Source organism: Paracoccus albus (genome assembly GCF_027913035.1).
Taxonomy (GTDB): domain Bacteria; phylum Pseudomonadota; class Alphaproteobacteria; order Rhodobacterales; family Rhodobacteraceae; genus Paracoccus; species Paracoccus albus.
The window spans coordinates 2769446-2790632 of the sequence record NZ_CP115775.1; the positions used below are offsets into that span (position 1 = coordinate 2769446).

19 protein-coding genes are annotated in these 21187 nt (G+C 61.5%); 5 read left to right on the plus strand and 14 right to left on the minus strand.

What is annotated here, in order from left to right:
• Positions 1-23 precede the first annotated feature (23 nt).
• From PAF20_RS13965 to PAF20_RS13980, 4 genes are read left to right on the plus strand one after another with little or no spacing between them, the layout of a single operon-like run.
• Complete coding sequence (locus PAF20_RS13965; protein WP_271071211.1) at positions 24-914, plus strand: siderophore ABC transporter substrate-binding protein; 891 nt, start codon at positions 24-26, stop codon at positions 912-914.
• Positions 915-928: 14 nt separating this feature from the next.
• A complete protein-coding gene (locus PAF20_RS13970) occupies positions 929-1867 on the plus strand; it encodes an ABC transporter permease (protein ID WP_271071212.1) in 939 nt (312 codons plus the stop codon).
• Positions 1860-2867: an iron chelate uptake ABC transporter family permease subunit gene (locus tag PAF20_RS13975; protein ID WP_353620595.1), complete on the plus strand. Its 1008-nt coding sequence runs from the start codon at positions 1860-1862 to the stop codon at positions 2865-2867. Before PAF20_RS13970 ends, PAF20_RS13975 begins: the two co-directional genes overlap by 8 nt.
• Entirely contained in the window at positions 2864-3622 is a 759-nt protein-coding gene (locus tag PAF20_RS13980) for an iron ABC transporter ATP-binding protein (RefSeq protein WP_271071213.1), read from the plus strand. Before PAF20_RS13975 ends, PAF20_RS13980 begins: the two co-directional genes overlap by 4 nt.
• Positions 3623-3643: 21 nt before the next feature.
• Here the strand turns inward: PAF20_RS13980 and PAF20_RS13985 are convergent, their stop codons facing one another.
• Together PAF20_RS13985 and puuE are read right to left on the minus strand one after the other, a co-directional pair.
• Complete coding sequence (locus tag PAF20_RS13985; RefSeq protein WP_271071214.1) at positions 3644-4135, minus strand: ureidoglycolate lyase; 492 nt, start codon at positions 4133-4135, stop codon at positions 3644-3646.
• Complete coding sequence (puuE, locus tag PAF20_RS13990; RefSeq protein ID WP_271071215.1) at positions 4132-5547, minus strand: allantoinase PuuE; 1416 nt, start codon at positions 5545-5547, stop codon at positions 4132-4134. The genes PAF20_RS13985 and puuE overlap by 4 nt, the downstream gene beginning before the upstream one ends.
• Before the next feature lie 173 nt (positions 5548-5720).
• On the opposite strand from puuE, the gene uraH reads away from it, so the two are divergent.
• Positions 5721-6053 carry a hydroxyisourate hydrolase gene (uraH, locus tag PAF20_RS13995; protein WP_271071216.1) on the plus strand — a complete coding sequence of 111 codons (333 nt, stop codon included), beginning with the start codon at positions 5721-5723 and terminating at the stop codon, positions 6051-6053.
• Between the two features lie 51 nt (positions 6054-6104).
• Here uraH and PAF20_RS14000 read toward each other — a convergent pair whose 3' ends face one another.
• The 12 genes from PAF20_RS14000 to PAF20_RS14055 all read right to left on the minus strand — a co-directional run bounded on the left by PAF20_RS14000 (position 6105) and on the right by PAF20_RS14055 (position 21186).
• Positions 6105-8261: a malate synthase G gene (locus PAF20_RS14000; RefSeq protein WP_271071217.1), complete on the minus strand. Its 2157-nt coding sequence runs from the start codon at positions 8259-8261 to the stop codon at positions 6105-6107.
• Positions 8262-8498: 237 nt separating this feature from the next.
• Positions 8499-9317 carry a bifunctional allantoicase/(S)-ureidoglycine aminohydrolase gene (locus PAF20_RS14005; protein ID WP_271071218.1) on the minus strand — a complete coding sequence of 273 codons (819 nt, stop codon included), beginning with the start codon at positions 9315-9317 and terminating at the stop codon, positions 8499-8501.
• Positions 9318-9441: 124 nt separating this feature from the next.
• Positions 9442-11757 (minus strand): xanthine dehydrogenase molybdopterin binding subunit, encoded by a 2316-nt coding sequence (gene xdhB, locus PAF20_RS14010; protein WP_271071219.1) that lies wholly within the window; start codon positions 11755-11757, stop codon positions 9442-9444.
• 1 nt (position 11758) lies between these two features.
• Positions 11759-13204 carry a xanthine dehydrogenase small subunit gene (gene xdhA / locus PAF20_RS14015; RefSeq protein WP_271071220.1) on the minus strand — a complete coding sequence of 482 codons (1446 nt, stop codon included), beginning with the start codon at positions 13202-13204 and terminating at the stop codon, positions 11759-11761.
• 71 nt (positions 13205-13275) lie between these two features.
• Positions 13276-13983 carry an urea ABC transporter ATP-binding subunit UrtE gene (gene urtE, locus PAF20_RS14020; protein ID WP_271071221.1) on the minus strand — a complete coding sequence of 236 codons (708 nt, stop codon included), beginning with the start codon at positions 13981-13983 and terminating at the stop codon, positions 13276-13278.
• A gap of 1 nt (position 13984) precedes the next feature.
• A complete protein-coding gene (gene urtD, locus PAF20_RS14025) occupies positions 13985-14725 on the minus strand; it encodes an urea ABC transporter ATP-binding protein UrtD (protein ID WP_271071222.1) in 741 nt (246 codons plus the stop codon).
• Positions 14722-15945: an urea ABC transporter permease subunit UrtC gene (gene urtC, locus PAF20_RS14030; protein WP_271071223.1), complete on the minus strand. Its 1224-nt coding sequence runs from the start codon at positions 15943-15945 to the stop codon at positions 14722-14724. The genes urtD and urtC overlap by 4 nt, the downstream gene beginning before the upstream one ends.
• Positions 15946-15948: 3 nt before the next feature.
• Complete coding sequence (gene urtB / locus PAF20_RS14035) at positions 15949-17850, minus strand: urea ABC transporter permease subunit UrtB (RefSeq protein ID WP_271071224.1); 1902 nt, start codon at positions 17848-17850, stop codon at positions 15949-15951.
• A 54-nt stretch (positions 17851-17904) separates the two neighbouring features.
• Positions 17905-19188, minus strand: coding sequence for an urea ABC transporter substrate-binding protein (gene urtA, locus PAF20_RS14040; RefSeq protein ID WP_271071225.1), 1284 nt, complete (start codon positions 19186-19188; stop codon positions 17905-17907).
• Positions 19189-19473: 285 nt separating this feature from the next.
• On the minus strand, positions 19474-20091 hold the full coding sequence (gene ureG / locus PAF20_RS14045) for an urease accessory protein UreG (RefSeq protein ID WP_271071226.1): 618 nt from the start codon (positions 20089-20091) through the stop codon (positions 19474-19476).
• Entirely contained in the window at positions 20088-20753 is a 666-nt protein-coding gene (locus PAF20_RS14050) for an urease accessory protein UreF (RefSeq protein ID WP_271071227.1), read from the minus strand. The genes ureG and PAF20_RS14050 overlap by 4 nt, the downstream gene beginning before the upstream one ends.
• Positions 20719-21186, minus strand: coding sequence for an urease accessory protein UreE (locus tag PAF20_RS14055; RefSeq protein ID WP_271071228.1), 468 nt, complete (start codon positions 21184-21186; stop codon positions 20719-20721). Before PAF20_RS14055 ends, PAF20_RS14050 begins: the two co-directional genes overlap by 35 nt.
• Between the last annotated feature and the right edge of the window lies 1 nt (position 21187).

Genomic DNA, 21187 nt, shown 5'->3' on the forward strand with positions numbered 1-21187 from the left:
GCAGAACGCAAAAGGATCATTTGATGAACCAATTCATAGCCCCTCTTGTCACGACCTTAGCGCTGACAACCGCCGCAGCAGCGCAGGACGTATCGATCACGACCGCGCAGGGCGAGGTCACCGTCCCGACCAATCCAGAGACGGTCGTGGCCTATGACATCGCCGCGATAGACACGCTGCTTGCGCTTGGCGTCGATCTGGCCGGCGTGCCGGACAATCTTTATCTGTCCGATCTGGATGCAGGCGATGCCGCAGCTGTCGGCACCCTGTTCGAGCCTGACCTTGAGGCATTGGCGGGAATTGCGCCTGACCTGATTGTCGTCGGCGGACGCTCTGCCACGCAGCTTGATGCTGTCTCACAGGTTGCGCCGGCGATTGATATGACCATCGGCACGGATCTTGTGGCGGAAGCCGAAGCACGGGTTGACGCCTATGGCACGATCTTCGAAATGCCGGAGAAGGCAGAAGAGCTGAAGGCGGAGCTGGACGAAGCACTCGCCGGTCTCAAAACCGCTGCCGAGGGCAAGGGCAACGCACTGATTGTCATGACCAATGGCACGAAGATGGCGGCCTACGGCCCCGGCTCTCGTTTTGGTTGGCTGCATGAACAGACCGGCATGGCGCCGGCGATTGCCGACCTCTCCAGCGAGGAAAACCACGGCAACGTCCTGACGCATGAGGCGATTGCCGAAGCCGATCCGGACTGGCTGTTCGTGCTGGATCGCGGTGCCGCCGTCGGTGAAGAGGGCGAAAGCGCCGAGCAGACGCTGAGCACGCCCTTGGTCGAAGGCACAAAGGCGTGGCAGAACGATCAGGTTGTCTATCTGCCCGCGGCAGAGCTGTATATCGGCGGCGGCGGCTGGGGTTCGCTGACGACGGTGATTTCCGCACTGACGACGGCCCTTCAAAAGTGAGGCGACTGGCTGGCATGTTGCTCGCGGCGTTGCTGCCGCTGACACTGGCCAGCCTGATGACCGGCGCCGCAAGCGTCGATATCTTTTCGGCAGGCAGTGACCCTTGGGCGCTTCTGGTGCTGATGGAATCGCGCCTGCCGCGCACACTGGCGATCCTGCTGACCGGCGCAGCCCTTTCGGTCGCAGGGCTATTGCTGCAGGCATTGGTGCGCAACCGCTTCGTTGGACCGGATACGGTCGGCACTGCGGAAAGCGCGGCGCTCGGCCTGCTTGTCATCACACTGCTTGCCCCTGCGGCCCCGATATGGGTCAAAATGGGCATCGCCTGTATCACCGCCATGCTTGGCACAGCGGTTTTTATTGCGGTCATCCGTCGCTTGCCACCGCAGGAAATCATGCTTGTCCCCATCGCCGGCATTGTGGTCGCAGGAGTCATCGGCTCTGTCGTGACCTACATCGCCTGGCAGGCCGATATGGTCCAATATGTGACGTCCTGGCTGATGGTCGGCGAATTTTCGGGCGTCGTCGCCGGGCGCTACGAAATCCTTTGGCTCGCGGGTATCGCGGCCGCCTTGGCATGGTTTGCGGCGGACCGGTTCGCCATTCTGGCGCTTGGGGACGGCGTCGCGACCGGGCTTGGCCTTGGGACACGCGGCGTCATGCGGCTGGGGCTTTTCACTGTCTCTCTTGTCAGCGCGATGGTGGTCACCACGGTCGGGATGATCCCCTTCATCGGTCTGGTGGTGCCCAACATCATCTCTCGTATCATGGGCGACAACCTGCGTGAGAGCCTGCCCATCGTTGCCCTTGCAGGCGCGGTGCTGCTGCTGTTCTGCGACCTGATCGGTCGGCTTATCCGCTATCCTTTCGAGATCCCCGTCGGCACCGTCATGGGCTTCATCGGTGCGGGTATATTTCTGTGGCTTCTGTATCGCAGGCCCGCCCGTGTCTGATGCAGCAATTCCGATGGTGACGGGGCGCGCAGCACATCCGGCCCGGTTTCTGGTCTTTCTGGGCCTGTTGTTGGCGGTGGCATCTGCGACGTGGATGTTTCAGGGCCTTGGCGACGGCAACCGCGCCTTCATCCTGCAGCTGCGCGCGCTCAAACTGGGGGCGCTGATTACGGTCGGTGCCGCGGTTGGCGTATCAACCATAATCTTCCAGACCGTCGCCGCGAACCGGGTTCTGACGCCGTCGATCATGGGGTTCGACTCGCTCTATGTGCTGCTTCAGACAGCAACGGTTGCCATGATCGGCACGGCCAGCTTCGCGGCGATCCCCGACATGCCCAAGTTCCTGATCGAGGTTGCGGTCATGTGTGTGCTTGCGATCATCCTGTTCGGCACATTGCTGGGAAATGGCACGCGCGATATTGGCCGGACGATCCTGACAGGCGTCATTCTTGGCGTCATGTTCCGCTCTGCCTCCGGCCTTCTGGGGCGGCTGATGGACCCGAATGAATATGCCGTTGTGCAGGCATCCAGCGTGGTGAATTTTTCCCGCGCCGATACGGAGTTGCTGCCGATCGGCGCGACGCTTTGCGTATGGGCGATAGGGATTTCGCTTTGGCTTGCGCCGAAATTCGATGTAGTGGCGCTTGGCAGAGACAGTGCAACCTCACTTGGGCTGCGCTTTGGCCGGATGGTGGTCATCTGCCTTGGGCTGGTGGCGATCCTTGTCTCTGTCGCTACGGCCCTTGTCGGGCCGATGTCCCTGTTCGGGGCAGCGGCTTTCTTTGGCCTTATCGTCGCGGGCATGACCCACGGCATCGCGGGAACCCACCGGCACGCCCTGTTGCTGCCCGGCGCGGCGCTGATTGCCGCCAATATCCTTGTGATCGGACAAATGCTGTTTGAACGCGCGCTTGGCCAGCAGGCGGCCTTGTCTGTGGTCATAGAGTTCGCTGGCGGCTTGTTCTTCCTTTACCTGTTACTGAAAGGCCGCATCCGATGATCACGCTGGCCGGTGTTTGCCATCAGATTGGCCAGGCCCCGATCCTGTCCGACGTCTCGACAGAGGTTCCGCGCGGCAAGCTGACTGCCCTTATCGGCCCGAACGGCGCCGGGAAATCCACGCTGCTGCGCCTGATCGGCCGGTTAGAGACGCTGCAAAAGGGGCAGATCCTCATCGACGGCAACAATATCGCCGAGACGCGGACAGAAGACCTTGCGCGCAGGATGGCAATTCTTGGTCAGCAAACCGTCATTTCCAGCAGGCTGCGCCTGTCGGATCTGGTTGCCTTCGGTCGCTGGCCCCATCATCAGGGCCGCCCCCGGCCCGAGGATAAGGCTGCCGTCACGGCTGCATTGGACACATTCGGTCTGACCGGACTGTCCAGCCGCTTTCTGGACGAGGTATCAGGCGGTCAGGCTCAGCGGGCCTTTCTTGCAATGACCATTGCGCAGGATACGGATTGGCTGTTGCTGGATGAACCGCTGAACAATCTGGATATGTCGCACGCGCGCCTGCTGATGCAGCGCCTTTCGCAGCTTGTCCGAGAGTCAGGTAAAAGCGTTGTCGTCGTCGTGCATGAGGTCAACTATGCGGCCGCCTGGGCGGATCATATCGTTGCCCTGAAAGAGGGTCGCATTGTCGCCACCGGACCCGCGCAGGAGGTGCTGACCGGCGATGGGCTGACCGAGCTATACGATACCCCAGTCAGCGTCACCGAATTTGATGGGCGCCCGCTGGTCCTTCATCACTACTGACGACCTTCTACCCTCCGGCCATCAGACCTCTACGGTCATCGGCTCGGCAAGCCAATGTTCCTCAAGATTGCTCTCCGGTCCGATCCGGTCAATCACGCCGTAGATGCCAGTCCCATCCAATGGGCAAAGCACACCATGCCACACGTTGCGATGGAGGTTCACGCCCTGCCCTGCCCTCGCGATAAAGGCGCGGATATTGGCAGGCTGGCCGTCGGCATCGTCGGCCACCACGACCAGAAAGCGGGATTGTGACATCGGAATGAACGCCTGAGAGCCAAGCGGATGACGCTCCAGCATGTCCAGCCGGTGAGGTGTTTCGCGCAATTGGGCCTGAAACACGCTGATCCCGGCGGCACCACCGCCAAAATCCATCCGCGCTCGATCATGAAAGCGGCCGCATTTGCCTTCGTTGATCAGCTTGTCGGGCTCGCCCGAGGCTTCGAGCACCTCGCCATAAGGCGCGAAAGCCTCCGCAGTCAGCGGCTCAGCGGTGATCGTGGGTGGGTGGGTCATGGCAGCATCGTCCTCAGTCGCAGTTCTGCAATTCGTTCAACCTGGCTTGTCGCCTCGGCAAACTCTGCCTCTCGGCTGTTGTCGATCCGGTGGCGAAAGGCGGCAAGGATGCCTGCCTTATCGTGATCCCGAACGGCAATAATGAAGGGGAAACCGTGCTTGGCAACATAGGCATCGTTCAACCGCGTAAACTCCTCCCGCTCCTCATCCGTCAGCGCATCCAGACCGGCGCTCGCCTGTTCCGATGTCGATTCAGCCGTCAGCCGCTTCGCCTGCGCCAGCTTACCCGCAAGGTCCGGATGCGCGGTCAGCACAGCCAGCCGCTCCGTCTCTGACGCTGATCGGAAGATGCGGCACAGCGCATTGTGCAGACCGATGGCGCTGTCATGCGCGGGGCCGAGTTCCAACGCCCAGGCACGTTCGGCGATCCAGGGCGAATGTTCGATGATGCTGCCATAGCGGCTGACAAAGGTGTCGCGATCCATCTTCGACGGACGCTCAAACTGTTGGGGCGGATGTGTTTTGGCCCAATGCCGCGCGATGTCGATCCTGCGCGGCGTCCAGACATCTTCGAAGCCCTGAATATAGTCGATGAAGTGCTTCAGCCCCGCCAGCTTGCCCGGCCTTCCGATCAGGCGGCAATGCAGGCCAATGCTCATCATCTTTGGCGCACCGGCCTCTCCCTCCTCATACAGCACATCGAAGGCATCCTTCAGATATTGAAAGAACTGCTCTCCGGTGATGTAGCCGGGCGCTGTTGCAAAACGCATATCATTGGCTTCAAGCGTATAGGGAATGATCAGCTGATCTCGCCCACCGATATGCTTCCAGTATGGCAAATCGTCGTCATAGGTGTCGGAAACATAGGCGAACTGCCCGGTTTCGGCGGTCAGCCGGACGGTGTTTTCGCTGCAACGGCCGGTATACCAACCTTCTGGCGGGCTGCCGACGACCTCGGCATGCAAACGGATCGCTTCGGCAATGGCGGCGCGCTCTTCGTCCTCGGACATATCCTTATGCTCGACCCATTTCAGGCCATGCGACGCGACCTCCCATCCGGCGGATTTCATTGCAGCGACCTGTTCCGGGCTGCGGGCAAGGGCCGACGCGACGCCATAGATCGTGACCGGAATACCGGACCCGGTGAAAAGCCGGTGCAGGCGCCAGAACCCGGCGCGCGCGCCATATTCATAGATCGATTCCATGTTCCAGTGCCGCTGACCCGGCCACATGGCAGCACCTGCAATGTCGGACAGGAATGCCTCTGACGCCGCATCTCCGTGCAGGACGCAGTTCTCCCCCCCCTCTTCATAGTTCAGCACGAATTGAACGGCGACCTTCGCCCCCCCGGGCCATTTGGGATCAGGCGGGTTCTGCCCGTAACCGCGCATATCGCGAGCGTAACGTTTCATGGAATGCCTCCGTTCTCGGGCCCGTTCTAGCGCAAAGCGGCGCGATAGACTTTCGTCTTTTTGCAGAATGACTTTCTTACCTGTTTAATATGGGTTCAGCGCCCGAAAGGGTCCAGAGTGACACCCAAGGATCGCCCTTGCGAAGATTGCGACCAAGAGGAGTTAAGACGACGATGGCCGGATATCTGACGACACATGTGCTGGACACAGCCAAAGGTACACCTGCCGCCGGGCTGAGGATTGAGTTGTTCCGGATTGAGGGCGAGGCACGCAGCCATCTGAAATCGCTGACGACCAATGCCGATGGCCGCACCGACGAACAGATCCTGCCAGAGGACGAATTTGCGACCGGCACCTATGAACTGGTCTTTCACGCCGGGGATTATCTGGGTCAACGGGATTTTCTGGACATCATCCCGCTGCGCTTCATCATGTCAGAGGCAAGCCACTATCACGTTCCCTTGCTGCTTTCGCCTTACGGCTACTCGACCTATCGGGGCAGTTAATGAAACCGCCGCGCAAGATGCGCGGCGGTTCTGTTATTGCAGCGGGTCCGCTCAAGCGACGCCGTGCTTTTCCTTGAACTTCAGCCGATATTCGTGAAGCAGCGGTTCGGTATAGCCCGAAGGCTGCTCGCGCCCTTTGAACACCAGATCGCAGGCAGCCTGAAACGCGAGCGAATCCGACCCGTCGCCCATCGGCAGATAAGACGGATCGCCCTCGTTCTGACGATCCACGATGGCAGCCGCCTTCTTCATCGCATCCATCACACGATCATCGGTGACCACCCCGTGATGCAGCCAGTTCGCCAGCATCTGAGAACTGATGCGGCAGGTCGCGCGGTCCTCCATCTGGCCGACGTCATTGATGTCCGGCACCTTTGAGCAGCCGACACCCTGATCGACCCAACGGACGACATAGCCAAGGATACCCTGCGCATTGTTCAGGATTTCCGCATCGACATCTTCTTCCGGATACAGGTTCGACGGCGCCAGCGGAATTTGCAGCAGTTCATCCAGCGTCCGGCGGGGCGCCTTTTTCAGGATCTCATCCTGCCGTTGCTTCACACTGACCTGATGGTAATGCGTGGCATGAAGCGTCGCCGCGGTCGGAGACGGCACCCAGGCACAATTTGCGCCGGATTTCGGATGGCCGATCTTGGCCTCCAGCATCGCCTCCATCCGGTCGGGCATGGCCCACATGCCTTTGCCGATCTGGCCTTTCCCCTGAAAACCGCAGGCAAGCGCAATATCGACGTTGCGATCCTCATAGGCCGAAAGCCAGGTTTCGTCCTTCATCTGCGCCTTGCGCTTCATGACACCCGCTTCCATCGAGGTGTGGATCTCATCCCCCGTCCGGTCAAGGAAGCCGGTATTGACGAAGGCCGCCCGGTGCCGCGCAGCGCGGATACATTCCTTCAGGTTGGCCGAGGTCCGGCGTTCCTCATCCATGATGCCGATCTTGATGGTGTGCCGCGGCAGGCCAAGGATATCCTCGACAGCACCGAAGATCTCATCGGCAAGCGCTACCTCATCGGGGCCGTGCATCTTCGGCTTCACGATATAGACCGAGGCTTCGGAATTTGCCTGTGCACCTTTCAGATCGTGCATTGCGGCCGCCGTGGTGAACAGCGCATCCATAATGCCTTCCGGAATATCGGCGCCATCCGCATTGCGCACGGCCGGGTTGGTCATCAGATGGCCGACATTGCGGACGAACATCAGTGCGCGCCCCTTCAGCTTTGCATCGCTGCCGTCGGGGGTTTTGTAGGCAATGTCATCCTCCAGGCGGCGCGTCATCTGCTTTCCGCCCTTTTCGAACGTCTCTTGCAGCGTGCCGTTCATCAGGCCCAGCCAGTTGCCATAGGCCAGCACCTTGTCCGTTGCATCGACCGCAGCGACCGAATCCTCACAATCCATGATTGCCGAGATCGCGGATTCCAGCCGCACATCAGACACACCGGCTTTGTCGGTTTTTCCAATGTCATGCGACGGATCAATGTCGATGATGATGTGCAAGCCATTGTGCACCAACACGATCCCCGAGGGCTTTGCAGCATCGCCCATATAGCCCGCGAGAGCGCGCGCATCTTTCAGCGCTGCCTCACCGGAACCCGTCTGTGCCGTCAGCGCGCCGTCTTTTACTGCATATCCGGTCACATCGGCATGGCTGGCACCATCCAGAGGAACGGCCTGATCCAGAAATTTCTTGGCCCATGCGATGACCTGCGCACCTCGCGCTGCATCATAGCCCTTGCCCTGCGGCAGGCTGCCCATCGCGTCCGATCCATACAGCGCATCATACAGGCTGCCCCAACGCGCATTTGCCGCATTCAGCGCAAAACGCGCATTCATAACCGGCACAACAAGCTGAGGCCCGCAAATCGTGGCGACTTCCGGGTCCACATTCGCGGTATCGATCGCAAAATCCGGCCCCTCGGGTTTCAGATAACCGATCTGCTCAAGGAACGCACGATAGGCACCGGCATCAAATTCGGAGTTGCGATGAGAGACGTGCCATTTGTCGATGGCCGACTGCAGCTCTTCCCGTTTTTTCAGCGCATCGGCATTCAATGGGGCGAAACGCGCGAAAAGGTCCGCCAGCCCCGTCCAGAAATCATCCGCTGACACGCCAATGCCCGGCAAAAGTTCATTCTCGGCAAAATCGGCCAGTTCGGTGGCGACCTGAAGGCCGGCCTTGTCAACAAATGCCATCGCGGCGTCTCCCTTCTTGTTCATTGGGCAGGGCAAAAACCTGCCGCACCCTTGTCAATGGATCGCAGCGTCAGGGCAAGCCCTGTTAGCCCAAACAGACAAGTCGTGCCGTGTCGTCATGGTCAGAACAGCGGTGGCGCAGGCTGCGCCAAGCGTCATGACAGCGAAGGGAAAGCTTGGCTGTGGGGGCATACCTGTCAGCAGCCGGTACTCAGGCGCATCGACAAGTGGCTGATTTCACAATGACATATGCCGGTTGACGTCCTTGTAAAGCAGATAGCGGAACGGCCCCGGCCCCCCGGCGTAGCAGGCTTGCGGGCAAAAAGCGCGCAACCACATGAAATCGCCTGCTTCGACCTCAACCCAATCCTGATTTAGACGATAAACCGCCTTCCCTTCCAGAACGTAAAGCCCATGCTCCATGACATGCGTTTCAGCGAAGGGAATGACCCCGCCAGGCTGGAACGTCACGATGGTGACATGCATGTCGTGGCGAAGATCGGCCGGATCGACAAAGCGGGTCGTGGCCCACGCACCATCCGTATCCGGCATGGGCGTCGGCTCTATCATGCTTTCGTTGGCGATCACCGGGTCGGGCGCGTCCAGACCTTCCACGAACTGATAGGCCTTGCGGATCCAGTGGAAGCGGGCTGGGACGTCATTCTGGTTTTTCAGGCTCCATTCAACGCCCGGCGGAATATAGGCATACCCCCCCGGCTCCAGCCGGTCTGTCTTCCCGGCAACAGTAAGGGTAACTGCGCCTTCGACCACGAACAGGACGGCCTCGACCCCCTCCTCCGTCTCGGGCCGCTCGCTGCCGCCACCGGGAAGCACCTCGGCAATATATTGCGAGAAGGTTTCCGCAAAGCCCGACAACGGCCGAGCGATCACCCAGAACCGCGCCTTTTCCCAGAAGGGCAGCAGTGAGGTCACGATATCGCTGAAAGTCCCCTTCGGAACGACCGCATAGGCTTCGGTGAACATCGCCCGGTCCGTCAGAAGCTGCGTCTGCGGCGGCAGTCCGCCCTTTGGTGCATAATAGCTGCGTTCGGCCATGTTCACTTCCTTTGGATGGTATCGGATATTTGAGCAGCCGGTGGCCCCGAAGCCAATGCGCTTACCTCAGCGTATCGCAGAAAGGATTTTCAGGCGATTCTTGACAATGGCAGCAATGCCCCCCTTAGCTGCGGCCCCTGATACGTTCGATCGCTTTCAACACCTCTTCAGGCGTGGCTGGCGCATCAAGATGCGGCGCGACCTTGTAATCCGCTATGGACGCCACGGCGTGGCCCAACGCCTCCCAAACGGAAATGCCCAGCATGAGGGGCGGCTCTCCCACCGCTTTTGAGCGTTTTATCGTGCGTTCGGCATTCACGGACCATTCGGCCAGTTGCACATTGAAGACCTTGGGCCGGTCCGATGCCAGCGGAATCTTGTAGGTCGAGGGCGCATGCGTCCGAAGCTGGCCCTTGTCATCCCACCAGAGTTCCTCGCAGGTCAGCCAACCCACGCCCTGCACGAAACCGCCTTCGACCTGCCCCAGATCAATTGCAGGGTTCAGAGAGCGACCTACATCATGCAGCACATCAGCCCGTTCAATCACATATTCGCCGGTCAGCGTATCCACGCTGACCTCGGAACAGGCGGCACCATAGGCAAAATAGAAGAAGGGTCGCCCGGTGCCGGTCTTGCGGTCCCAGTGGATTTTCGGAGTCGCATAAAACCCGTCCGACCAAAGCTGGACACGGGCGAGATAGGCTTTCTCGATCACCTCGGCAAAGGGCATATCCTCGCCCTTCACGCGAATATGGCCCGGCACGAACTCGACCTGATCGGGGCTGGCATCCTTTGCCTTGCACAGGAAATCGACCAGCCGTGCCTTGATCTGTTCGCAGGCATCCAGTGCCGCCATGCCATTCAGATCGGTCCCGGACGAGGCCGCCGTGGCCGAGGTATTGGGCACCTTCTCTGTCGTTGTGCGCGTCATGCGGATGCGGGCGATGTCGACCTGAAACGCCTCTGCCACGACCTGAGCGACCTTGGTGTGCAGGCCCTGCCCCATCTCGGTCCCGCCATGGTTCACCATGACCGAGCCATCATTGTAGATATGGACCAATGCGCCCGCCTGATTGAACCATGTTGCCGTAAAGCTGATCCCGAATTTCACCGGTGTCAGCGCGATCCCGCGACGGATCACGCCACCCCTGGCATTATGGTCCAGCACCGCCTGACGCCGCGCGGCATAATCGCAGGAGGCTTCCAGTTCCTCGAAGATGCGCGGCAGGATCTGGTCCCCGACCTCCTGATGGTAAGGCGTCAACTGGCCGTTCTGATACAGGTTGCGCTTGCGCACCTCCAGCGTATCGAGGCCCAGACCATAGGCAATATCCTCCATCAGGCGTTCCGCCATGATCACCCCCTGCGGGCCGCCGAAGCCCCGGAAGGCCGTGTTGCTGACGGTATTCGTGCGCATCGGATGGCTGCGCAGGACCACATCGGGATAATAATAGGCGTTGTCGGCATGAAACAGCGCCCGGTCGGTCACGGGGCCGGACAGATCCGCCGAAAAGCCGCAGCGGGCGTGGAAATCGGCCTCGACCGCCAGAATGCGGCCCTGGTCGTCGTAACCGGCCTTGTAGTCGATGACGAAATCATGGCGCTTGCCGGTGGCGGACATATCCTCATCCCGGTCGGGACGCAGCTTGACGGGACGGCCCAGCTTCCTCGCCGCCACAGCAACGACGCAGGCAAACAGGTTCATCTGCGTTTCCTTGCCGCCGAAGCCGCCACCCATGCGCCGCACATTCACCACAACAGCATTGGCCGGCACATCAAGCGCATGGGCCACCATATGCTGCACCTCGCTGGGGTGCTGGGTCGAGACATGGATCTGGATCTCTTCGGCATCCGGCACGGCCATGGCGATCTGGCCTTCCAGATAGAAGTGATCCTGCCCACCGACCTTCATCCGCCCAGAGGCATGGCGCGGCGCATTGGCCAACCCGGCAAGCGCATCGCCGCGCTGCAGCGTCAGGGGTTCGGTGACATAGCCCATGCCCGCATCCCGCGCGGCAATGGGATCAAGCGCTTGGGGCAGCGCGTCATATTCGATTTTGGCCAGTGCTGCCGCGCGGCGGGCCAGATCGCGGGTCTCGGCGACGACAGCAAAAATGGGCTGGCCCCAGAACATCACCTTGTTCTCGGCGAAGATCGGGTCGTCGTTCAGCCCGTTCGGGCTGACATCGTTGTGGCCGGGAATATCCTTCGCGGTCAGAACCGCCACCACGCCGGGCGCATCCCGCACCGGATCAAGATCCATCGACGCAATCCGCCCATGCGCGCATTGCGAAAGACCAAGCGCCGCGTGCAGAGTGCCCGCCGGTTCGCGCAGATCGTCGGTATAGTCGGCCCGTCCCGTAACGTGCAGCCGCGCCGATTCATGCGCAATGGGCTGATGGGCAAGGCCGGTGATGCTGCTGTCTCTGCGATCCTTCATCTTACGCTCCCACGGCGCGGGTCAGGCGCACGTCCTCCCCTTCCTGTTCCAGCCAGAAGCGGCGGATCAGGTTGCCCGCGACGGCACTGCGATAGCCTTCGCTGGCGCGCCAGTCCGACAGGGGCTGGAAATCCTCTGCCACGGCGCGGGCGGCGGCATCGAATGTGTCGCGGGCGAAAAGATGGCCGCGCATGGCGGCTTCGGCCCTGGCCGCGCGTTTCGGTATACCGGCCATGCCACCATAGGCAATACGGGCCTCGGTGATCATGCCATGTTCTTCATGGACCATGATCGCGCAAGCGACTGCGGTAATGTCGGAATGCGTCCGCTTTGAGACCTTGTAGGCAGCCATCCGCGCCTGCGGCCGGGGAATGATGATCGTCTCCAGAAACTCGGCCTTCTGCCGGTCCTGCTTGCCATAGTCGATGAAGAAGTCTTCCAGAGCGACCTCGCGCCGCGCATCGCCCTTGCGCAGCACGATCCGCGCGCCAAGCGCGATCAGCAGCGGCGGCATTTCCCCGATGGGCGAGCCATTGGCGATATTGCCGCCCACCGTCCCGGCATTGCGCACCTGCCAGCCGCCGATGCGTTCCAGATAATCGACGAATGCGGGGAAAGCGTCACCAAAGACCGGCAGCAGTTCCGAATAGGTCACCCCCGCGCCGATACGGATTTCACTGTCGGTGACCTCGACCTCTTTCATCAGATGCCCGATGAAAATGGCAGGCGAGATTGGCCGCAGGAACTTCGTCACCCACAGGCCGACATCGGTCGCCCCGGCGATGATGGTGGCATCCGGTTTTTCCAGCAGTGCCGTGGCCAATCCATCTGTATCCGCAGGCAGGATTGCCCGCTTGCCGTCGCGGGCGACATACGCATCCGCCGGGATGTCGGCCAGCATCGCCGCGACCTCCTCACGCTCTGCCGCGAGTGCATCCATCGCCTGCCCGCCCGCCTGTGCAGCGGCAAAAGCCGCCCGCACAATCGGCGCGTATCCGGTGCAGCGGCACAGATTGCCCTGCAACGCTGTCTCGATCTGGATCACCGAGGGGTCGGGGTTTTCCATCCACAGCGCATAAAGCGCCATGACGAAGCCCGGCGTGCAGAAGCCGCATTGGCTGCCGTGATGCTCGACCATCGCCTGCTGCACCGGATGAAGATCATCGCCCCGCGCCAGATGTTCAACCGTGACCACATGGCAGCCATGACAGGCCGCAAGGAAGCGGATGCAGGCGTTGATCGGCTCATACCGCAGTTTGCCGTCATGCAGGCGGCCCACCAGCACCGTGCAGGCACCGCAATCGCCCTCAGCACAGCCTTCCTTGGTGCCGGTCAGGCGGCGCGACAGGCGCAGGAAATCCAGCAGCGTGTCGTCGGGCGCGACCTCTGACAGGCTGATTTCGGCGTCGTTCAGACGAAAGCGGATAGGGCTGGTCTGGCTGGTCATGGGATACTCTGGCTCAACCCGACCAGCATCCTACAGCTTCGCCGCAAGATAAAGCCCCGCCTTCGCGGCCGCTATGCGGCGGCGAGATTTGCCAACCGATCGTGCAGGGCCGCACGCTCAAACCCGGATTTCGGGACGTCCATGACCACCTGTCCGCGTTCCATCACGCTGAAACTGTCGCCGAGGTCCCATGCGAAATCGAAATACTGCTCGACCAGCACGATTGCCATATCGCCGCGATCCCTGAGCGCAGCGATAACACGACCGATCTGCGCGATGATATTAGGCTGGATGCCCTCGGTCGGTTCATCCATCAGCAGCACCTTCGGGCGGATCACAAGCGCCCGCGCGATGGCGAGTTGCTGCTGCTGGCCACCCGAAAGATCACCGCCCCGCCGGCTGGCCATTTCAGCCAGAACCGGGAAGCTGTCATAGATCTCATCAGGCACCTTGCGTTCACCCGCAGGCAGGCAGCCAAAGCCGGTTTCCAGATTCTCGCGCACCGTCAGCAGCGGAAAGATCGCCCGGCCCTGCGGCACATAGCCCACCCCGCGCCGCGCCATGTCCTGCGCAGTGACGCGGCCCAGCTTTTCGCCCATCAGGCGCAACTCGCCGCCGGATCGGGGGTGCCGCCCGGCCAGCAGGTTCATCAGGCTGGTCTTGCCGACGCCGTTATTCCCCATGACGCAGGTGACTTTGCCGGGTTTCGCCAGCAGGGACACGCCGTGCAAAATCTGGCTGCTGCCGTAATGCAGGGTGACGTTTTCAGCTTCGATCATATCAGCGCCCCAGATAAACTTCGATCACGTCCGGATTGGCCGAGACATGGTCAAGTGAGCCCTCGGCCAGCACCGCCCCCTGATGCAGCACCGTCACCTTGCAGTTCAGGCGGCGCACGAAATCCATGTCATGTTCGACGACGACCACAGCCCGCGTTTCTGCCAGCCGTTTCAGCAATGTGGTTGTCTGTTCCCGTTCCGCAAGCGTCATCCCCGCCGCTGGCTCATCAACCAGCAAAAGCCGAGGCTCTTGCGCCAGCAGCATCCCGATTTCCAGCCATTGCTTCTGCCCGTGGCTGAGTTCCCCGGATTTGCGGTTAAGCTGATCGGCCAGACCAACCTCTGCCGCCAGTTGGTCGACCCGACTGCGCGAGGCACGGCAGGGCTTCCAGAACAGCACCGAAAACGCCCCGCGCGGGGCCTTCAGCGCCATTGTCAGGTTGTCGGCCACGCTCTGGTCCTCAAACACGGTTGGACGCTGGAACTTGCGACCGATGCCTTCGCGGGCGATCTTCGCCTCTGTCATTTTCAGCAACGATCGTGAGAATTCGCCCCAGCGAACCTCGCCCTCATCGGGGCGGGTCTTGCCGGTAACGATATCCATGAAGGTCGTTTTCCCCGCACCGTTCGGACCGATAATGGCACGCAGCTCTGCCGCGCCGATGGAAAAGGACAGGTTGTTGATCGCCTTGAATCCGTCAAAGCTTTTCGAGATGCCCGACACTTCCAGAAGATCGCTCATGCCTCTGCCTCCTTCTCGCGCAGCGCACCCAGATCGGGGCCAAGATCCTTGCCGCGCCGCATCGGATGGCGCAGACCAGCCATAGCGTCGATGATGGATGACAGCCCGCGCGGGGCGAACAAGGTGACCAGCACGAAGGCCACGCCAAGCAGGACCTGCCACCAGTCGACCCAGTTCACGGTGTAGAAACCAAGGTTCAGATCGGGGGCCTTGCCGCCCGTGAACCAGCTGGACAGCAGCGAGACGAAGACCGCCCCGATCACCGCACCGTAAAGCCTGCCGCGCCCGCCAATGGCGACCCAGACCGCCAGATAGATGGATGCGATAGGCGCAAGCTCTGCGGGATTGATGATGCCCGCCTGCGGGTAATACAGCGCCCCGGCAATGGCGCAGATCATCGCCGTCAGGGTGAAGATGAACAGCTTGTAGCCCTCGACCGAGTAGCCGAGGAACCGCACCCGCGCCTCATCGTCCCGGATGGCGCGGATGACGCTGCCGAACTTGCCCGCAACCAGCCAGCTTGCCAGCAGATAGGCCAGCCCAAGCGCAAGCGCGGAAGCCCAGAGGAACCAGATCGAGACCACAGATTGCGGCTTGTCGGTCAGGCCGGGGATGTTCTGCAGCCCCGACAGCCCGTTATTGCCGCGAAAGCCGCTGTCGTTCTGGAACAGCCACAGGGCAAGGGCCAGCGTCATCGCCTGCGTCAGGATCGACAGATAGACGCCGTTCACGCGCGACCGGAAGGCCAGCCAGCCGAACAGAAACGCGAAGAGGCCCGGCACCAGCAGCACCAGCAGAAGCTGGACCGGCAGACTGCCCGCGAAACTCCATGCCAGCGGCAGATCGCTTGATCCGACGACGCCGAAAATCTGGCTGGCGATGCCCTCCTGCACCTCTGCGGGGGTGGGCGGGATCGGCGCATTGGCCAGCGTCGCCGTCACGATCTCCTCGGTCCGGGCATACATCAGCCACATGCCGATCATGTATCCGCCAAGCGCGAAAAAGGCCATGTGACCAAGGCTGAGGATGCCTGCATAGCCCCAGACCAGATCCATCGCGAGCGCGGCAAGCGCAAGGCACAGCGTCTTGCCGAACAGCTTGATCGTCGAGGTCGGGATCGCGCCCGTTCCATAGGCCTGCGACATCAGGGTCACCGCGATGGTGAAGGTTGCCAGCAGGGCAAGGAAGATCAGCACGGATGGGTGTTTGCGGATCAGCATGGCTCAACCCTCTGCAAAGCGGCCGCGGGTCGGGAAGATGCCCCTTGGCCGGAACTGAATGAAGATGATGATGAAGAGGATCATCCAGGTCTGCGCGGCCAACGTATTGGCCGGGTTCAGAACCTCGATCCCCTTCTGCAGCCCGCCGATCATCGCGGCACCGGCCAGCGTTCCCCAGATATTGCCGACGCCGCCGACGACCACTGTCATGAAGCTCTGGACGATATAGGCCTGCCCAAGCTCGGACGTCACCTGCGCGAACAGCCCGATGGCGACGCCTGCGATACCGGCAATGCCCGATCCCAGCCCGAAGGTCAGCATCGCCACCCGGTCGGGGTTGATGCCCATACTGGCCGCCATGCCGGGGTTCTGCGTCACCGCCCGCATGTTCAGCCCCATGCGCGTGCGTTTGGTGATGTAGAGAAACAGGCCCAGAAACAGCAGCGCCAGCACAAAGATCGCAACCCTGATGGTGGAGATCGACACGATCTCTCCCCAGCCGATGGACCCGCCCAGCCAGTCGGGCGCGGTCAGGGGTCTTGCCTGCGTGCCGAAGATGTTCTTCGCCAGTTGCTGCAAGGCGATGGACACGCCGAAGGTCGCCAGCAGGGTTTCCAGCGGACGGTGCACCAGGTGGCGGATGACCAGCCGATACAGCACGATGCCGGCCATGGCCGTGACCACAAAGGCCAATGGAAGAGCCACGAGCAGTGAGGCCGTCTTATTGGCGATGAAGCCCTGCACGACATAGCCCGTATAGGCACCCATCATGATGAACTCGCCATGCGCCATATTGATAACGCCCATCACGCCGAAGGTGATGGCAAGGCCGATGGCCGCAAGGAAACAGATCGAGGCCAGCGACAGCGCATCCAGCATCAGATCGGCACCTTGTTGGGCGCGTTCGCGAAACACGAGGTCGTTCAGCGCACCACGGGCGGCATCGGTCAGTTCCGCCGAGGGCTCGTCATAGACATCGGCAAATACATGGCTTTCCAGTGCCGCATCTACCTGATCCGTACTGGCAGCGGGGCGGACCGCGCCTGCGGCGGCAAGCGCACGATAGGCCCGGTCGCGGGCATCGGGGCTGTCAAGATTGGCCACGGGAATATCGCCGACCTGCCCGTCGGACAGATTGGCGGCAAGCGCGGATTTCTGTTCCGCATCGCTTAGCCTCGGCGGGGCGAGATCGGCATCGACCAGCAGGCGATATGCTTCCGCCCGCGTCAGATCGCTGCCGACATTCAGACGGCGTGCGACATTGGCATCGGCAGTCAGTTCAGGTGCCGCGATGCGCGTCGTTGTCAGAAGCGGGTTCAGCGCCGCCTGCACATCGCTGCCGCTATCCCCCGCAAAGCTTTCAATGGCCGCGACGCGGGCGGCAGGATCGGGATCGAAACGGATGGTCAGCAGACGCTCCAGCCGCGCCTTGCGGGCGGCAATAGTAGGATCGGGGTCGTCAAGCGCTGCCCGCAGCGCGGGCAGATGTTCCGCCGTTGCATCCCGGCCAAGCGCATCCAGTGCCGCGCGTCGGCGGGCAGGATCGGGATCCGCAAGCTGGGCCGGCACAAGCGCCGCTGCAATCAGCCCGCGCACGCCGGAATTTGGTCGCAGCGAATCCAGCTCATCCGTCACCGGCTCGCCTGTCACGGCATCGGTGGCCGTATGGCCTTCAATGATCGCAAAGCGTCCGTCTTCGGTCACACCGATACGCCGGTCGCCCCATGCCTCCAGAAAGGCCACGGCACCTTCACCGCTCGCCGCGATTTCGTCGATCACCGGCCCGATGGTCTGGCGCGAGGGTTTTGTGATCTGCTCGCGATTGGCCTCAAGCACCGTGCCGAGGTCCTGAGCGGATACGGGTGTTGCGATCAGCAGAAGAAGACAAAGAAACAAACGGCGCATGATGGCCCTTTCAATTCGCGTGGAAGGGGCGGCACAGGGCCGCCCCGCCGTGGCTCAGTAATTCGACTGAACCTGCACGCAGCTTTCGGTTTCAGTGTTGAACATGCCGCACTCCTTGCCCGGCCAGTCGGCATCCAGAACGGCGCTGTCGGGCAGAAAATCTGTCCAGGCATCGCCCGGCACCGGGTCGGTTTCGCTAACGATATCGAACTGGCCGTCCTCGCGAATCTCACCGATCAGGACGGGTTTGGTCAGGTGGTGGTTCGGCAGAACCTCGGCCATGCTGCCCGTCAGGTTCGGGACCTCGACCCCGACTATCGCGTCCAGCACGGCGTCTGTCTCGGTCGAGCCTGCTGCTTCAACCGCTGCAACCCAAGCATTGAAGCCGATCATCGTGGCTTCCATCGGGTCGTTGGTCACGCGGTTATCGTCACCAGTGAAGGCATGCCATCCGTCGATGAATGCGGCGTTTTCGGGCGATTCCGCGCTTTCGAAATAGTTCCAGGCGGCCAGATGACCGACAAGGTTGGCGGTATCCAGACCCGAAAGCTCCTCCTCACCCACCGAAAAGGCCATGACCGGAATGTCATCGGCGCTGACACCCGCCGCCGCCAGCTCCTTATAGAACCCTACATTCGCATCGCCATTGATGGTCGAAACGACACCGACCTGCTTTCCCTCATTGGTCAGGGCGACAACATCGGCGACGATCTTCGACCAGTCGGAATGCCCGAAAGGCGTGTAATTGACGAAAATATCGTCCTGCGCGACGCCGTTTTCCTTCAGATAGGCTTCGAGAATGGTGTTCGTCGTGCGAGGATAAACATAGTCCGTGCCCAGAAGCGCCCATTTTTCCACGCCCAGTTCATCGCGCATGTAATCCACCGCCGGGATCGCCTGCTGGTTCGGCGCGGCACCCGTATAAATGACGTTTTTCGACGATTCCTCGCCCTCATATTGCACGGGATAGAACAGCAGCCCGTTCAGTTCCTCGATCACGGGCAGGACGGATTTTCGGCTGACAGAGGTCCAGCAGCCGAAAATCGCATCGACGCCCTGATCCGAAATCAGTTCCCGCGCCTTTTCCGCGAAAAGCGGCCAGTCAGAGGCCGGATCGACGACCACGGCTTCGATCTGCTTGCCCAGAAGGCCGCCCTTGGCATTCTGCTGTTCGACCATCATCAGGACCGTGTCCTTCAGCGTGGTCTCGGAAATCGCCATGGTGCCGGACAGTGAGTGCAGCACGCCGATCTTGATCGTGTCATCTTGCGCCCAGGCCGCCCCGGCCAGCGTCATGCCAAGCGCGCTGCTGGCCAGAAAATACCTCATTCCCTGCATATCGTTCCCTTTCGGGCCGCAAAAGACTGACCGCTTCCCGACCGAGGGGCGCGATGCTAAGACGATGCGGCAACTTCGTTGCACCAGTGCGGCGGCGTCGTTTTCCAGGCGGTGGCCGTCGCACACTTCCGACCCTTTGCGGGCCTTTCGCATCTGCAGAAGATCCCGTGCCGGGGTTTCAGGCAATTGCAGTCAGGGGTTTCACTGCAACGATCTGTTCACATGACGCCTGATCAACCAGATTTCTGTCAGTTTGCTTAAATTTACGGCAAGGCCGGACTGAAATCAGAGCCTTGGACGCAGTCCGCCCTCGCGGATGATGAATTCCGCGACATCTGCCGCGCCTTTGCCTTGCAGCAATGCGGCCGTGATGACGGGTCGCATGCCTCGTGCGGTTTTCGCATCGCTCTCAAGCAATTCCGGATCGACGCCTACATGCGGCGCGAGATCGGTCTTGTTGACGACAAGCAGGTCAGACCGTGCCAGTCCCGGCCCCCTTTTACGCGGAATATCCTGACCGGCAGCCGTATCGATCACATAGATCGTCAGATCGGCCAGTTCCGGGCTGAATGTCGCCGCAAGGTTATCGCCGCCCGATTCAATCAGCACGAGATCCAGGCCCGGCAGCTTTTCGGTCAACTCTGCAATCGCGGCAAGGTTGATGCTGGCATCCTCGCGAATGGCGGTGTGCGGACAGCCGCCGGTTTCAACGCCACGCACCCGGTCCTGCGGCAGGACCTGCGCCCGCATCAATGCCTCGGCATCCTCGCGCGTATAAATGTCGTTCGTCACGACCGCCATGGACAGGCGCGGGGCCAGCAGACGGGCAAGTTCAATCGTCAGCGTGGTCTTGCCGGCGCCAACCGGGCCGCCGATGCCGACGCGAAGGGGTCCGTTAGTCATGAGCGGAATATCCTCACGGTCATTGTTTCATGTCGCATCTGTGCGAGTTCCGCGCCGATGGCGCAGCCGCCCAGATCGTCCTCCTCCGCATCCGCCGCAAGCGCCGCCAGCCGCAGTATCAACGGTGCAAGGCTGGCAAGGATGCGCTGCCCCTCGGCCTGCCCCATAGGCATGAATCGCACAGCCGCCTGGATCAGGTTCAACGCCTGCCCGTGCAGATAAAGCCCGATGATCTCTGCCCGCGGCATGCCGAGGCTGGCAAGCGCGCGCCCAACGGCAACCGGCAGGGCCGCGGGCGATGCATCGGTGCCGGTCAGGGCGGCTGCCGTAACAGCAAAAGCAGCGCCCTGTTCCAGCGTTTCGGACAGTCGTTCTGACGCCAGGCACATTGCGCGGGCAAGATCATCCAAAGCCGCATGATCCGCGCAAGGTCGCAAAGCAAGCGACAGGATCACCGCGTCTGACCAGCCGGCGCCATATTCCAGCACATCGGCGATCCAGCCGGCCAAGGCCGGACCATTCGCGACCTCACCCCGATCCATCGCCCATTCCAGACCCTGCGCATAGGCGAAGGCCCCGGTCGGGAAAGCCGGGGACAAAAGCTGGACGGCCAGCAAACGAGCCGCCTCAGTGGGAATGACCGAATGTCCGTCCATGACCATAGGCGCCACCTTCGGGCCGGAAGGGCGCAAACCCCTTTGCAATCGTTGCACCAAGCTTGCGAAGCATGTCTTCCAGCACCGGATCCGCGCGGATGATAAGATGATCCTCAGCCATTTCGCAGGGGCAGTGGCGATTGCCGATATGCCAGGCCAGCCGGGGCAGCTCGCCTTCGATCCGCAAGACGGGCTCATGCGCTTCTATCACCTCGATCGCATTTCCATCGGCAAGCGCAAAGGCCGCGCCGGGATCAAGGCTGACGGTTTGCGGAAGATCGACCATGAATGCCGCTCCGCCTTCCGTTGCCAGCCGCTTCCGGCGCAGGCATCGGGCCTCATAATCCAGCACGACGCGCCCCACGACTTTGCGGCCGTGATCGGCGGGGAGGATCGCCACCGCGACACCGAGTTCGTCACCATTGGCAAGAAAATGCATG

What these genes read in the sequence shown, in the direction of transcription:
- urtA (WP_271071225.1), bottom strand. Translation starts at nt 19,188, where the DNA reads ATGCAGGGAATGAGGTATTTTCTGGCCAGCAGCGCGCTTGGCATGACG.
- PAF20_RS14050 (WP_271071227.1), bottom strand. Translation starts at nt 20,753, where the DNA reads ATGGTCATGGACGGACATTCGGTCATTCCCACTGAGGCGGCTCGTTTG.
- urtC (WP_271071223.1), bottom strand. Translation starts at nt 15,945, where the DNA reads ATGCTGATCCGCAAACACCCATCCGTGCTGATCTTCCTTGCCCTGCTG.
- PAF20_RS13970 (WP_271071212.1), top strand. Translation starts at nt 929, where the DNA reads ATGTTGCTCGCGGCGTTGCTGCCGCTGACACTGGCCAGCCTGATGACC.
- puuE (WP_271071215.1), bottom strand. Translation starts at nt 5,547, where the DNA reads ATGAAACGTTACGCTCGCGATATGCGCGGTTACGGGCAGAACCCGCCT.
- uraH (WP_271071216.1), top strand. Translation starts at nt 5,721, where the DNA reads ATGGCCGGATATCTGACGACACATGTGCTGGACACAGCCAAAGGTACA.
- urtE (WP_271071221.1), bottom strand. Translation starts at nt 13,983, where the DNA reads ATGATCGAAGCTGAAAACGTCACCCTGCATTACGGCAGCAGCCAGATT.
- PAF20_RS13980 (WP_271071213.1), top strand. Translation starts at nt 2,864, where the DNA reads ATGATCACGCTGGCCGGTGTTTGCCATCAGATTGGCCAGGCCCCGATC.
- urtD (WP_271071222.1), bottom strand. Translation starts at nt 14,725, where the DNA reads ATGAGCGATCTTCTGGAAGTGTCGGGCATCTCGAAAAGCTTTGACGGA.
- urtB (WP_271071224.1), bottom strand. Translation starts at nt 17,850, where the DNA reads ATGCGCCGTTTGTTTCTTTGTCTTCTTCTGCTGATCGCAACACCCGTA.
- PAF20_RS13985 (WP_271071214.1), bottom strand. Translation starts at nt 4,135, where the DNA reads ATGACCCACCCACCCACGATCACCGCTGAGCCGCTGACTGCGGAGGCT.
- PAF20_RS13965 (WP_271071211.1), top strand. Translation starts at nt 24, where the DNA reads ATGAACCAATTCATAGCCCCTCTTGTCACGACCTTAGCGCTGACAACC.
- PAF20_RS14005 (WP_271071218.1), bottom strand. Translation starts at nt 9,317, where the DNA reads ATGGCCGAACGCAGCTATTATGCACCAAAGGGCGGACTGCCGCCGCAG.
- PAF20_RS14055 (WP_271071228.1), bottom strand. Translation starts at nt 21,186, where the DNA reads ATGCATTTTCTTGCCAATGGTGACGAACTCGGTGTCGCGGTGGCGATC.
- PAF20_RS14000 (WP_271071217.1), bottom strand. Translation starts at nt 8,261, where the DNA reads ATGGCATTTGTTGACAAGGCCGGCCTTCAGGTCGCCACCGAACTGGCC.
- ureG (WP_271071226.1), bottom strand. Translation starts at nt 20,091, where the DNA reads ATGACTAACGGACCCCTTCGCGTCGGCATCGGCGGCCCGGTTGGCGCC.
- xdhB (WP_271071219.1), bottom strand. Translation starts at nt 11,757, where the DNA reads ATGAAGGATCGCAGAGACAGCAGCATCACCGGCCTTGCCCATCAGCCC.
- xdhA (WP_271071220.1), bottom strand. Translation starts at nt 13,204, where the DNA reads ATGACCAGCCAGACCAGCCCTATCCGCTTTCGTCTGAACGACGCCGAA.